The sequence below is a fragment of the Arthrobacter sp. I3 genome, from assembly GCF_000520575.1.
GTDB classification, from domain to species: domain Bacteria; phylum Actinomycetota; class Actinomycetes; order Actinomycetales; family Micrococcaceae; genus Arthrobacter; species Arthrobacter humicola_A.
This window is the reverse complement of sequence record NZ_KI914938.1, coordinates 58,261-71,242: the sequence shown is the minus strand read 5'-3', so window position 1 is coordinate 71,242 and position 12,982 is coordinate 58,261. Positions and strand designations below refer to the sequence as shown.

Below are 12,982 nucleotides of genomic sequence, written 5' to 3'. Positions count from 1 at the left end.
GGCCGCCCTGGCCCGCCAGCCCGACATGATGCGGACTTTCACGAACTGCTTTGGGCCGTACCCGTTCCCGGAGTACACGGTGGTGGTCACCGACGACGTCCTGGAAATCCCGCTGGAAGCGCAGACACTGTCCATCCTGGGGCCCAACCATCTGCGGCAGGACTGGGAATCACAGCGGATGATCGCCCACGAACTCGCCCACCAGTGGTTCGGGAACTCCCTGACCACTGCGACCTGGAAGGACATCTGGCTGCACGAGGGCTTTGCCTGCTACGCGGAATGGATCTGGTCTGAAGAGGCCGGCATCATGTCGGCGGCGGCCCGCGCGCGCGCCGCGTGGCGCAAGCTTGCTGCTGCCCCGCAGGACCTGATGGTGGGCGACCCCGGCCCGGAACTGATGTTTGACGACCGGGTCTACAAACGCGGCGCCCTGGCCCTGCACGCCCTGCGGGTACGCTGCGGCGACCTGGCGTTCTTCGCCCTGCTGCACGACTGGACGGACCGCTTCCGGTACGGCACGGTGACCACCGCCGACTTCATCGTCGCGGCCGCCCACACGACGGGCCTGGACGCAGAGGCCCTGTTGCACCCCTGGCTGTTCGCCGACGCCCTGCCGCCGCTCCCGCAGGCAACGCCGCCCAAGATCTGATCAGGGGCGCGGAGCCCTAGGGAAGGACCGCCAGGGCGACGGCGGCCACGAGATCAGCGGGCAGGCCTGTCTCTGCCGGCGGCAGGTCCCGGAGCCCTGCGCGGCCGTTCACTGCCGGCGCCAGCACGTCCAGGGTGTCCGGGGCCATCTGCAGCCCGGTGCCCAGCATTTTGAGCCAGGCCTCCTTGCGCGCCCACAGGCGCGCCCTGCCCTGCAGCAGCGCGATGCCGGCCAGCCCGGCGAGGTGCCGTTGTTCCGCCGGGGTCAACACGACGTCGTCGAACCCGTCGAAGTCCGCCCGGGCCGGATCCTCGACGTCGATGCCCAGCTGCTCACCCGGGTCCGGGTCCACGACCCCGGCCAGTAGCGTCCAGCCGGCCGCACGGGACAGGCTCAGCAGCAGCGGCGCAGCCTGGCCCCGGAGCAGGTAGCCGGGCCGGCCGTGTGAGATGTCCGCGCCGGTGCCGCACCGTGGGCAGCTGTACCAGGCGGTGAGATCTGACGCCGGAACGCCGAGCAGGCCGGCGGCGAACCGGCGCTGCGCGAGCCGCCCGCACAGGAAGTCCTCCCGGGTCCGCGGGGTCATGGCCCGGGCCCGGACGAGTTCGGCCCCGTCCAGCAGGGAGCGGGAGTCGCGTTCCAGCTCCGGTTCCGGATAGAGGGCTGGTGCTGCGTCCACGGGCGCCCCCAGGTCCCTGGGAACACGGGGGTCGCCGGGAACGCGAAAGGGCGGGCAGGCACGCACAACAAGGTGTGATGCCATGACCCGCCCCTTTCAGAAACGTCTGCGCTGTGACCAGCGCAGTCCTCAGCGCTGCACCGCTCCGAATCGTTCGTGGGCGGCGGCCACGGCACCTTCACGGGCCTCCGAGGCCTCATCCGCCGTCAGGGTGCGGTCGTCGGCGCGGAAGCGCAGGCTGAACGCCAGCGACTTCTTGCCTTCCTCGATGCCCTTGCCTGCGTAGACGTCGAACAACGCGACGTCCTCGAGCAGCTCGCCGGCGCCTTCACGCAGCGCAGCCAGCACCTCCCCCGCCGGGACATCCTGCGCCACCACCAGGGCCACGTCCTGTGTGGCCACCGGGTACGTCGAGATGTGCCGGGCTACGATCACGTCGGCGGCGGCCTCGAAGAGGGCGTCGGCGTTCAGTTCCAGCGCCACGGAACGGGCCGGCATGTCGTGCGCTGCCAGCAGCTTCGGGTGCAGCTCGCCGGCGTAGCCCACCACTTCGCCGGTGCGCAGTTCAAGCTGCGCCGCCCGGCCCGGGTGGAAGGCCTGATGCCGGCCCTGCGTGACCAGGAGCTCGACGCCGAGCACGTCGCCGGCGATCCGGGCGATGTCCACCGCGTCTGCCCAGTCCCAGGCCCGCGGGGCGTGGCCCGGGGCAGCGGGAGAGTCGTGCCCCGTGAGCACGGCGCCCAGGTGCAGCGGCTGGTCCGGGACGCCGTCGTACAGGGCATCGAGCACGTCGTCGGCGGGCTTGACGCCGAGCGGCGGAATCGCGGAGGTGCCAAGCTTCTCGCCCGGCAGGAACACGAGCCCGGCCTCGAAGAGGGCGAGGTCGCGGAAGCCGCGGGAGTGGTTGCGCTTGGCCACCTCGATCAGGCCCGGCAGGACGGAGGTCCGCAGGAAGCCGTGCTCCTCGCTGATCGGGTTGGCCAGCTTGAGGGCCTTGCGCTCCGCACCCTCGGCGGGGACGCCAAAGGTGTCATTGGCGGACTTCGAGACGAACGGATACGCCAGCACCTCGGTGAGTCCGGCGTCGGCGAGGGCCTGGATCAGGCGGCGGCGCTGCTGCTGGACGCGGGTCAGGCCACGGCCCGGGGGCGCTACCGGCAGGGTCGCCGGGATCTTGTCGTAGCCGACCAGCCGTGCGATTTCCTCGGTCAGGTCGTCCTGGGTCTCGAGGTCCTGGCGCCAGCTCGGGGCGGTCACCGTGTAGCCGTTACCGGTCCTGGCAACGACGGCGCCGAGGTCCTCGAGCGAGGTCAGGATCTGTTCCTCGGTGAAGTCGATCCCGATCCGGGCTGCCGCGTACTCTGCCGGCAGTTCGATGGTTACGGCGTCCGGCGCGGTCCCGACGTCGGTCCCGGCCTCGTCGGCCGTTCCTCCGGCGAGTTCGACCAGCAGGTCCACCACACGCTGGGCGGCCACGTCGGCCACCTGCCAGTCCACGCCGCGTTCAAAGCGCTTGGACGCCTCGGACGGCAGCTTGTGCCGGCGGCGCGCGCGGGCAATCGAGACCTCGTCGAAGTGCGCGGCCTCGACCAGGACGTTCGTGGTGGTGTCCGAGACTTCGGTGTGGGCGCCTCCCATGACACCGGCGATTCCGATGGGCCCGGATTCGTCCGTGATCAGCAGATCCTCGACGTCGAGCGTGCGCTCCTTGTCGTCCAGGGTGGTGATCTTCTCCCCCGCCGTGGCCCGCCGGACCACGATGTCGCCGGCCAGCTTGTCCAGGTCATAGCAGTGGTTCGGCTGCCCGAGCTCGAGCATGACGTAGTTGGAGATGTCCACCGGCAGGGAGATGGACCGGATGCCGGCGAGCCGGAGACGGGAGGTCATCCACAGCGGGGTGGGCCGGGTGGCATCCACACCGCGCACGGTGCGGGCCACGAAACGGTCGCAGCCGGGCTTGCCGTAGATGGGGGCGTCGTCGTTGAGCTTGACGCCGTAGCCGCCGGAGAGCGACTGCGGAACCTGGACCTTGGAGACCGGGTCCGTGAACACGGTGCCGGTGGCGTGCGCGTATTCACGGGCTGCGCCGCGGATGGAAAACGCGTACCCGCGGTCCGGCGTCACATTGATCTCGGCCGCCTGGTCATAGAGGCCCAGCAGTTCCATCGCGTCGGTGCCCAGTTCCGGGTCGAGGCCGATCCGGGACAGCACCAGGATGCCGTCATGGTCCTCGCCGATGCCAAGCTCACGGACGGAGGCGATCATGCCGGCGGAGAGGTGCCCGTAGGTCTTGCGCGCGGAGATGTGGAAGTCGCCCGGCAGCACTGCGCCCGGGAGGGTGACCACCACCTTGTCACCCTCGACGAAGTTGTGGGCGCCGCAGATGATGCCCTGCACGCCGGAGGGGTCGATGCCCTCGCCCGTGAGGGTCTGCTCGCGGCCCTCGGGGACAACCCGGACCTGGCACCAGTTGATGGTCTTGCCGTTGGTCTGGGGCTCCTTGACGATGCTCAGGACCTGGCCCACGACGATCGGCCCACGAAGGGTGTCCGTGGGTCGGTGGACGGCTTCTTCTTCAAAGCCGACCTTGACGAGTTCGGCCATGACGTCTTCGGCCGATGCTTCGGCCGGTACCTGCGCGAATTCGCGCAGCCAGGAAAGTGGGATACGCACTGTTAGATCTCCATCCCGAAGTGCTCGCTGAAACGTACGTCGCCTTCAATCATGTCGCGCATGTCGCCAACCTCGTTGCGGAACATGAGGGTGCGTTCGATGCCCATGCCGAAGGCAAAGCCTGAATAGATGTCCGGGTCGATCCCGGCCGCGCGCAGGACGTTGGCATTGACCATGCCGCAGCCGCCCCACTCGATCCAGCTGGGGCCGCCCTTGGCGCCCGGGTGCCAGATGTCCAGCTCCGCGGACGGCTCGGTGAACGGGAAATAGTTCGGGCGCAGCCGGATCTGGGCTTCCGCACCAAACATCTGGCGTGCGAAGTGCTCCAGCGTGCCGCGAAGGTCCGCCATGCTCAGGTTCTTGTCGATGGCCAGGCCCTCGAACTGGTGGAACACGGGGGTGTGCGTCGCGTCGAGCTCGTCCGTGCGGAACACCTTGCCCGGGCACAGCACATAGATGGGCAGCTCCCGTTCCAGCATGGAGCGGACCTGCACCGGCGAGGTGTGCGTGCGCATGAGCAGGTGGGCCTCGGGCGGCTCGACGAAGAACGTGTCCTGCATGTCGCGGGCGGGGTGGTCCGGCTTGAAGTTCAGGGCATCGAAGTTAAACCATTCGGACTCGACCTCGGGCCCTTCGGCAATTTCCCACCCCATGCCGACAAAGATGTCCGCCACGCGGTCCTGCAGCGTGGACAGCGGGTGGCGTGCACCGGCCGTGCGCCGGCGCGGCGCTGCCGTGACATCCACGGTCTCTTCGACGAGGATCCGCGCGTCGTTCTCGGCCTCGAGCGCAACTGTACGGTCCGCGAGCGCCTTGTTGACCCGTCCTCTCGAGGCGCCCATGAGCTTGCCGGCGGCGGCCTTCTGGTCCTTGGGCAGCGCGCCAATCTCACGGTTGGCGAGGCTCAGGGCGGACTTCTCGCCCGTGTGGGCGAGGCGCACGGCCTTGAGTTCATCGAGGGTCGCTGCGGCGGCGATGGCGGCAACGGCCTGGTCTACGGCGGCGGTAATGGCGGCTTCATCCAGAGGATTCGGGACGGCTGCGTCCGGCAAAGTTTCAGTCATCTACTGTTCTTAGCTACGAGTCGGATCATGCCAACAGCGTGCGCCGGGCACAGGGCGCGGCGCAGGTTCTCGGCAAGGCTTGTGGTCACTGTCCCCAGTCTAGTAGACGGCCGTCGGCGGCATGGCAATGGCCGCCCCGCACGTGACGCCGCGGTGCCGGCCGCCCCTGGCACGCTTACGCCGGGATTCCAAGGGCACGGGACATCCCGGCGGCCCCCTGACTGCCGGGCACATCCCCGGCTACCATGGCCTCATGACGCCCGGACAACGGCTTCGCCAGATCGCCAACCTGCTCAACGGCTCCACCCTGCTGGGCCTGCTGCTGGCAGCCTGTGCGCGGACAACCGTCAGCTCCGGTCCGCGCGGACTGCTGATCGCGGGCCGCTACCGCTGGCGGTTGCCGTTTGCTGCGGCCTTCACCGTGGGCAACGTGATCCTCTTCCGCACCGGACCGGAATCCGCCCGCGCCAATCCAGTGCTGCTGGGCCACGAGGAGCGCCACAGCACCCAATATGCCTGGTGCCTCGGGCTGCCCTTCCTTCCGCTGTACTTCATAGCCGCCGGCTGGTCCCTCTGGCGCACGGGCAACCCGGGCAGCGCCAACATCTTCGAGCGCCATGCCGGCCTGGAAGCAGGCGGCTACCCCCTGCCCGGCCTGCCCGGGACCAGACCACGCACGCACCGCAGATTGGGCGTGACCGCCCCTGAACGTTACGAGGCCTGACATGACAGACAGCCCCCGAAGCATCTCCGTTGCAGGAACCGGCAGCGCCGAGGCGGTGCCGGACCTGCTGACCGTGTCGATCGGCGTTGAATGCCGCCGCGAGACCGTGGCCGAGGCCTACAGCGAGGCCGGAACACGATCGGCCGCCATCACGTCGGAGCTCCGGCAACGCGGCGTGGACAGCGCGGACTTGTCCACTTCCGGGCTGAACGTCCGGGCCGAGCTGAACTGGCAGGATGGCCGGGGCCAGACCGTGACCGGCTATCTGGCCTCCAGCACGCTCACCGTCAGGATCCGCGAGCTGTCCGCGTCCTCGCAGATCCTTGCCGCGGCGGTTGCTGCCGGCGGCGACGCCGTCCGGCTGAACGGGCTGACCCTCGGCTTCGCCGACCCCTCGGCCGTCGAAGCCAGGGCCCGGGAGGCCGCCTGGCAGGACGCCCGCACCACCGCCGAGCACTACGCCGCCCTCGCGGGCACCGGGCTGGGCAGGGTCCTGTCCCTCACCCAGCACACCGGTTTCCAGGCGCCGATCCCCGTGGCGAAGATGCAGCGGGAAGTGGCCGTGGCCTCACTCACCGTCGAGGCCGGTGAGTCGGGGGTCACCGCCACCATCGGCGTCGTCTGGGAACTGCTCGACTGATTGCCCAGTCATTGCGGGAGCAGTTGTTTCGCGTCGCCGACGGCGGCCGCCACCGGCTCGGGCGCCGGATGACCGGCCGGGGCTAGTGGGTTGCGCCGGCAGGGAGCTTGAGATCCGCCGTCGTCGCCAGCGCAGTGCGCACGACGACGGCGAGCGCCGCCGCCATCTGGGCGGCCGGCAGCGAGGGGGCACTGCTCCCGGCCGGAAGCTGCGTGTCCTCGTAGGGGACGTGGACAAAGCCTCCCCTGGTGCCCGGACGCAGCCGCAGGGCGTGCATGAGCGCGTAGAAGACATGGTTGCAGACATAGGTCCCGGCACTCTGGGACACTTCGGCCGGGATCTGCTCTGCGGTCAACGCCGCGAGCGCCGCCTTGACCGGCAGCGACGTGAAATAGGCTGCCGGTCCGCCCGGGACCACGGGTTCGTCCACGGGCTGATTGCCGGCATTGTCCGGAATCCGGGCGTCCTCACAATTGATGGCCACCCGTTCCAGCGAGATGCGCGCCCTCCCGCCGGCCTGGCCGGCGCACAGCACAAGCTCCGGCGTGAAACGCTCGAGGGCCTCCGCCAGCACCTTGGCCGACTCGCCGAAGACGCATGGCAATTCCACCGCCTGGACATCCAGCCCTTCGGATTGGAGCAGCCGTGCCGCCGAACGGGCCGCTGCCCACGACGGATTGGCCGTATCGCCGCCAAATGGCTCGAACCCGGTCAGGAGAATCATCGCCCCAGCCTAGCAACGCCTCCCACTGCCCCGGCAAGGCGGCACCCCCGCGGCACCCTCAACCCGGCCCCGTCCACACTTGGCCGCCGGGGCATTTGTCGCTCCGGCCTCATGCGTGTGTCCGCGTCGGCAGGGTGAGGATTTCGGCCCCGTCGTTGGTGATGGCGATCGTGTGCTCACTGTGTGCTGTCCGGCAACCGGTCGCACTTCGGAGCGTCCACCCGTCGGCGTCGGTGATGAGTTCAGCGGTGTTGGCCATGACCCATGGCTCCAGGGCGAGCAGCAGCCCGGGGCGCAGCTTGTAGCCACGGCCTGGCCGTCCGGTGTTGGGAATGTGCGGGTCCTGGTGCATGGTCGATCCGATGCCATGGCCCCCGAACTCGGTGTTGATCGGGTACCCCGCCTCGCCAAGGACTGAGCCGATGGCATGGGAGATGTCGCCGATCCTGGCTCCGGGCAGGGCAGCGGCTATCCCTGCGCCCAGCGCGCGCTCGGTCGCGCTGATCATCGCGGCGCTTTCCGGGTGCTTTGAGTCGCCCACGATGAAGCTGATGGCGGAGTCTGCTGCGACGCCTCGCTTGGAGACGGCGAGGTCGAGTGTCAGCAGGTCGCCGTCGGCCAGCGTGTAGTCGCGTGGGAGTCCGTGGAGCACGGCGTCGTTGACGGCCGTGCAGATGTAGTGTCCGAACGGCCCGCGGCCGAAGGACGGCTCGTAGTCGACGTAACAGGACTGCGCACCAGCCTCGGCGATCATGGCCTGCGCCCATCGGTCGAGGTCCAGGAGGTTCGCGCCGACCGTGCTGCGGTTCTTCAGCGTCTGCAGGATGTCAGCTACAAGGGCTCCTGTTTCTTTTGCCCGGGCAAGTTCGGTGGGATTCAGGATCTCGATCATGCGGAGCCTTTCTCACGTGTCCAATAACTATACCGGTCATATTATCCCGGTATAATCGTAGCCATGGTCAGGTTGCCCCTCACATTCGCAGAGATCGAGCGCGGACAGCGCCTCGGCGCCCTGTTGCGCCGCGCCAGGGGGGAACGCTCGATGCTCGACATCGCACTCGATGCACGCGTCTCACCGGAGACCCTCCGGAAGATCGAGACTGGCCGTGTAGCGACCCCCGCCTTCCCGACCATCGCCGCTATCGCCGGCGTCCTCGGACTCTCCCTCGATGCGGTGTGGGCCGAGGTCAACCAGACCAAACGCGCCACTGAACCGACCGGCCCTGATCACAACGCCCGTGAGCGGCTGGCTTCGTAAGCCCGATCCCCGCAGCGGCGCAGGCCGTCCCATACTGCAACCGGCCGCCGCCTCGCCCGTCAGCATCCTTGACATTCAGTCGAACATATATTCGAATGTAGGCATGAGATGGGACGCACAAGAACTTGAGCGCGGCGATTCCCCGGCCGCCGTTTCCGCCGCTTCGCCCACGGCTGCCCTGCTGCCGCTGGCCGGACTCGTGCGGACGGTCTCCACCCCGGAATTTGCCGGGATCACCTTCCACGAGGTCACCGCCAAATCGGTGCTCAACAAGGTGGTCGCCGGTTCCCGGATGCCGTTCGACTGGACCATCAACCCCTACCGCGGCTGCAGCCATGCGTGCGTCTACTGCTTTGCCCGGAAGAGCCACACCTACCTTGACTTCGACGCCGGCCTGGACTTTGACAGCCAAGTAGTGGTCAAGATCAACGCCGCCGAAGTCCTGCGCACGGAACTGGCCAAGCCGTCCTGGCGGCACGAGCACGTGGCCCTTGGCACAAACACCGACCCCTACCAGCGCGCCGAGGGCCGCTACCAGCTCATGCCCGGCATCATTGGTGCCCTGGCCGATTCCGGCACTCCCCTGTCCATCCTCACCAAGGGCACGCTCCTGGCCCGGGACATCCCGCTCCTCAAGCATGCGGCGGCGCAAGTGCCGGTCGGGGTGGGCATCTCGCTGGCCATGACCAACGGGCAGCTGTCCGAGGCCGTGGAGCCTGGCACGCCTGGGCCACGGGCCCGGCTGAAGCTCATCTCCCGTCTGCGGGAAGCGGGCCTGCCCTGCGGCGTCATGGCCATGCCCATCCTGCCGTGGCTCTCCGACAGTGATGAGGCCCTCGATTCCCTCTTCGGGGCCCTCGCGGCGGCCGGCGCCACAGGGGTCACGGCCGGTGCGCTGTACCTGAAGCCGGGCACCCGTGAATGGTTCATGCAGTGGATCGCCCGGGAACATCCGCAACTGGCGGGCAAGTACCGCCGCCTGTACGGCAGCGGGTCATACGCATCCAAGGAATACCGCGCGTGGCTGGCAGGACGGGTCCGGTATTTCAAGGACCTGCACGGCTTCTCCGGCTCGCAGGGCTTCAGCCACCGGGACGTTGACGGGGGCAGCGACCATGACAACGCCCGGGAGGAAGAAGCCCAGTACCCGGCCGGGAGCATCCCGGCCACCGCGGGGCACGCAAGCCCACGCCACGCCGGCGCTGCCCGTTCCGGCACGGCCCAGCCCACACTGTTTTGAAGTCCGCTCCACCTCAAGCACACGGAGCCATGGGTCCCCTGCGCAGCAGGGCTGCCGGAGCGGAAAGCGCCCTGAGCCGCCGGGCGCAGGATGCCTAGAGCGCCTTGACCGCGCCGAGCACCCTCGCCAGCGAATCCTTGGCGTCGCCGAACAGGAGGGTGGTCTTGGGATCGTGCAGGAGCTCATTCTCGATGCCGGCAAACCCCGGGCGCATGGACCGCTTCAGGAACACGACCTGCTGGGCCTGCACCACTTCCAGGATCGGCATCCCGTAAATCGGCGAACCCGGCGAGGACTTGGCCGCCGGGTTGACGACGTCGTTGGCCCCGACTACCAGAACGATGTCCGTGGTCGCGAATTCGGGGTTGACTTCCGCGAGCTCCCGCAGTGACTCGTACGGCACGTTGGCCTCGGCCAGCAGCACGTTCATGTGGCCCGGCATGCGTCCCGCCACGGGGTGGATGGCGAACACGACGTCCACGCCGCGCGCGACCAGGGCCGTGGCAAGCTCCGCCACAGTGTGCTGGCCCTGGGCCACGGCGAGCCCATAACCGGGAACGATCACCACCCGCTGGGCGTAGCCGAGCTGGACGGCAATGTCCTCCGGGGACGAGGAACGCACTGGCCGGTCGCTCAGGGCGGTGGAACCCGCCGTCGAGCCGCCCTTGAACGCCCCGAACATGATTCCGCCGACTCCGCGCCCCATGGCCGAGGCCATGACCTTGGTCAGGATGGTGCCGCTCGCGCCCACGAGCGTCCCGGCGACCAGCAGCAGGACATTGCCCAGGACCACGCCCGACGCTGCCACCGCCAGCCCCGTGAACGCATTCAGCAGGGAGATCACGATCGGCACGTCCGCCCCGCCCACGGGCAGCACCAGGAGCAGCCCGGCCGCGAGGCCCAGGCCCAGCAATGCGAGCGACCAGCCCAGCGACCCGGTCACGACCACCAGAGCTCCTGAGAAGACCGCCCCCAGCAGGACGGCCCCCATCACCCAGGGCATCCCGGGGAACAGCAGCGGACGGGTGCTGATGAGCTCCTGCAGCTTGCCCACGGTCACCGCGGAGCCGGCAAAGGACACCGCCCCCACCAGCATGGTGAAGACCACGGCCAGGCGGACCCAGGGATCTTCCTGGTGGCCAAGTTCCAGCACGGCGACGAGCGCCGCGGCCCCGCCCCCGACGCCGTTGAAGAGCGCCACGAGTTGGGGCATCTGGGTCATCTGCACCCGCCGTGCCACGGGGAAGGCAATCGCGGACCCCACGGCGATGGCCGCGAGGATGAGCGGAACATTCTCCAGCCGCGCGGAGAGGAAGACGGTGACGACGGCGAGGAGCGCCCCGGCCGCGCCGATGGCGTTGCCGCGGCGGGCCGTTCGTGGCGAGCTGAGTCCCTTAAGCGCCAGGATGAAGCAGACGGCGGCCACAAGGTAGAGCAGGGCTGTCCATTCGGGGCTCAGGAGGCTCATTTGGACTCCCCCGCCGCGTCGGCGGAGCTCCCCTCGCCGGGGTGTCCTTCGCCCGCGGCTCCGCCAGCCTTGGCGGCGCCGCTTGAGGCGGGGATGCGTGTCCGCTTGTGGGCGCTGAACATCTCCAGCATCCGGTCCGTGACCACAAAGCCGCCCACCAGGTTGACGGTGGCCAGGACGACGGCCAGGAGCGCGATGCCGAGGACCCACGGGTCACTTGCCTGTCCGGCCACGATGATGGCGCCGACCAGGATGATGCCGTGGATGGCGTTGGCGCCGGACATGAGCGGCGTGTGCAGTTTGCTGGTGACCTTGGAGACGACTTCGAAGCCAACGAACACCGCGAGCACCACCACGGTCAGCAACACGACGGCGCCCATCACGCCTCCCTTTCCAATGCTTCCGCGGTGGGGGCGTGCCGCACCGTGCCGCCGTGGGTCAGGCACGTTCCGGCGACCACGTCGTCGTCGAAGTCCGGGGCCACCGAGCCGCAGTCGGTCATGAGCGCGAGGAAGTTGCTGACGTTCCGGGCGAAAAGCCGGGACGCGTCCGAGGGCATGGCGGATGCCGCGTCCTGCAAACCCACGAGCGTGACCGATCCGCCGTCGACCGGCACCTGCACATCCTGGCCGGCGATCACGCCTTCGACGTTGCCTCCGGACTCCGCGGCGAGGTCGACGACGACAGACCCTGCCCGCATGCCGGCCACCATGGCGGTGGTCACCAGCAAGGGAGCGGCCCGGCCGGGGATGGCGGCCGTCGTGATCAGGACGTCCGCCGCCGCGACATGCGGGGCCAGGAGGCTGCGCTGGCGTTGCGCCCGGTCCTCGCCGAGGGCACGGGCGTAGCCTCCGGCTCCGTCTGCCGCCGCATCGATGTCCAGGTTGATGAAGGTGCCACCCATCGAGGCGACTTCCTCGGCGGAGGCGGCCCGGATGTCGTTGGCCGAGACCCGGGCGCCGAGCCGCTTCGCCGTGCCTATTGCCTGCAGCCCGGCGACGCCGGCACCAAGGACCAGCACCCTCGCCGGCGGGATGGTACCGGCGGCGGTCATGTAGAGCGGGAAGAACCGCGGGTAGCGGACGGCGGCTTCCAGCACGGCGCGGTAGCCCGTGACCAGGGACTGGGAGCTGAGCGCATCCATGGACTGCGCCCGGGAGATCCGCGGAAGCAGCTCCAGGGCGAACGACGTGATCCCGGCCGCGGCGAGTGCCCGGACGGTTGGCAGTTCCGAGGACGGCGAAGCCAGCCCGATGGTGACGGTGCCGGGCCGCAGCCGGGCCGCGGCCTCCGGAGTGAGCGGGCGGACATGCAACAGGACGTCCAGGGCCTCGAACGGGAGCTCGGAGATCACCGTCGCGCCGGCCTCCTTGAAGGCGGCGTCGGCGAAGCCTGCTTCGGTGCCGGCACCGCTCTCGACCAGGAGATGGAGCCCGAGCGCTGTCAGCTGCCGGGCCGTCTCCGGTGTGGCCGCGACGCGACGTTCTCCGGCTCGCTGCTCTCGTCCGACACCGACCTGCACGGGCCACTCCTCTCGGTTGGGATCAGAGTAGGCACATGCCTGACGGTTTGGCGAGAGGCGGGCTCCCGAAGCGCGGCGGCGAGTCCGGTCAGCGGCCCAGCCCCGCTTCCACTCCGCGAGTCCCGGTGGCCTGCACAGCCGCCAGGAGGGCCTCGACGATGGGGAGGTCCGCCGGGATCCACGACAGGTCCAGGACCCCTGCCGGGTTGCGGAGGTCGAGCCAGCGCAATTCGTCATGGTCCTCCAACGGCCGGGGTTCTCCCTGCGCGAGCTCCGCGAACCAGACCCTCATCGCCGCCTTCGCGTTGAGCGGCCAGCCCGCGGCGGTTTCCGCGGGCAGT

13 protein-coding genes and 1 pseudogene are annotated in these 12,982 nt (G+C 69.2%); 5 read left to right on the top strand and 9 right to left on the bottom strand.

Annotated elements, in window-relative coordinates; all coding sequences use genetic code 11:
• Positions 1-649: M1 family aminopeptidase (locus Y706_RS25705; RefSeq protein ID WP_275450884.1), on the top strand; the 649-nt coding region annotated here is incomplete at its 5' end.
• Between the two features lie 16 nt (positions 650-665).
• Here Y706_RS25705 and Y706_RS0115150 read toward each other — a convergent pair.
• The 3 genes from Y706_RS0115150 to pheS form a co-directional block, all read right to left on the bottom strand.
• The gene (locus Y706_RS0115150; protein ID WP_253906804.1) at positions 666-1,328 is read right to left on the bottom strand and encodes a 4'-phosphopantetheinyl transferase family protein; all 663 of its coding nucleotides are present in this window, start codon (positions 1,326-1,328) and stop codon (positions 666-668) included.
• A 129-nt stretch (positions 1,329-1,457) separates the two neighbouring features.
• Entirely contained in the window at positions 1,458-4,001 is a 2,544-nt protein-coding gene (pheT, locus tag Y706_RS0115145) for a phenylalanine--tRNA ligase subunit beta (protein ID WP_028277259.1), read from the bottom strand.
• Between the two features lie 2 nt (positions 4,002-4,003).
• Positions 4,004-5,065, bottom strand: a complete 1,062-nt coding sequence (gene pheS, locus Y706_RS0115140; protein ID WP_028277258.1) for a phenylalanine--tRNA ligase subunit alpha — start codon at positions 5,063-5,065, stop codon at positions 4,004-4,006.
• Positions 5,066-5,318: 253 nt separating this feature from the next.
• On the opposite strand from pheS, the gene Y706_RS0115135 reads away from it, so the two are divergent.
• Positions 5,319-5,789: a hypothetical protein gene (locus Y706_RS0115135; RefSeq protein WP_028277257.1), complete on the top strand. Its 471-nt coding sequence runs from the start codon at positions 5,319-5,321 to the stop codon at positions 5,787-5,789.
• Position 5,790: 1 nt separating this feature from the next.
• On the top strand, positions 5,791-6,429 hold the full coding sequence (locus Y706_RS0115130) for an SIMPL domain-containing protein (RefSeq protein ID WP_028277256.1): 639 nt from the start codon (positions 5,791-5,793) through the stop codon (positions 6,427-6,429).
• An 82-nt stretch (positions 6,430-6,511) separates the two neighbouring features.
• On the opposite strand, the gene pcp is transcribed toward Y706_RS0115130, so the two are convergent.
• Together pcp and map are read right to left on the bottom strand one after the other, a co-directional pair.
• Entirely contained in the window at positions 6,512-7,153 is a 642-nt protein-coding gene (pcp, locus tag Y706_RS0115125; RefSeq protein WP_028277255.1) for a pyroglutamyl-peptidase I, read from the bottom strand.
• A 109-nt stretch (positions 7,154-7,262) separates the two neighbouring features.
• A complete protein-coding gene (gene map / locus Y706_RS0115120) occupies positions 7,263-8,045 on the bottom strand; it encodes a type I methionyl aminopeptidase (RefSeq protein WP_028277254.1) in 783 nt (260 codons plus the stop codon).
• A 63-nt stretch (positions 8,046-8,108) separates the two neighbouring features.
• Between map and Y706_RS0115115 the strand changes: the two genes are divergently transcribed.
• Entirely contained in the window at positions 8,109-8,411 is a 303-nt protein-coding gene (locus Y706_RS0115115; RefSeq protein ID WP_028277253.1) for a helix-turn-helix domain-containing protein, read from the top strand.
• Positions 8,412-8,514: 103 nt separating this feature from the next.
• Entirely contained in the window at positions 8,515-9,651 is a 1,137-nt protein-coding gene (locus Y706_RS0115110) for an Rv2578c family radical SAM protein (protein WP_028277252.1), read from the top strand.
• A 94-nt stretch (positions 9,652-9,745) separates the two neighbouring features.
• On the opposite strand, the gene Y706_RS0115105 is transcribed toward Y706_RS0115110, so the two are convergent.
• The 4 genes and pseudogenes from Y706_RS0115105 to Y706_RS25700 form a co-directional block, all read right to left on the bottom strand.
• A complete protein-coding gene (locus tag Y706_RS0115105; protein ID WP_028277251.1) occupies positions 9,746-11,119 on the bottom strand; it encodes an NAD(P)(+) transhydrogenase (Re/Si-specific) subunit beta in 1,374 nt (457 codons plus the stop codon).
• Positions 11,116-11,499 (bottom strand): NAD(P) transhydrogenase subunit alpha part 2, encoded by a 384-nt coding sequence (locus Y706_RS0115100; protein WP_028277250.1) that lies wholly within the window; start codon positions 11,497-11,499, stop codon positions 11,116-11,118. The genes Y706_RS0115105 and Y706_RS0115100 overlap by 4 nt, the downstream gene beginning before the upstream one ends.
• Positions 11,499-12,641: a Re/Si-specific NAD(P)(+) transhydrogenase subunit alpha gene (locus Y706_RS0115095; RefSeq protein WP_028277249.1), complete on the bottom strand. Its 1,143-nt coding sequence runs from the start codon at positions 12,639-12,641 to the stop codon at positions 11,499-11,501. The genes Y706_RS0115100 and Y706_RS0115095 overlap by 1 nt, the downstream gene beginning before the upstream one ends.
• 88 nt (positions 12,642-12,729) lie before the next feature.
• A pseudogene (locus Y706_RS25700) lies at positions 12,730-12,982 on the bottom strand (DNA mismatch repair protein MutT); the annotation flags it as partial.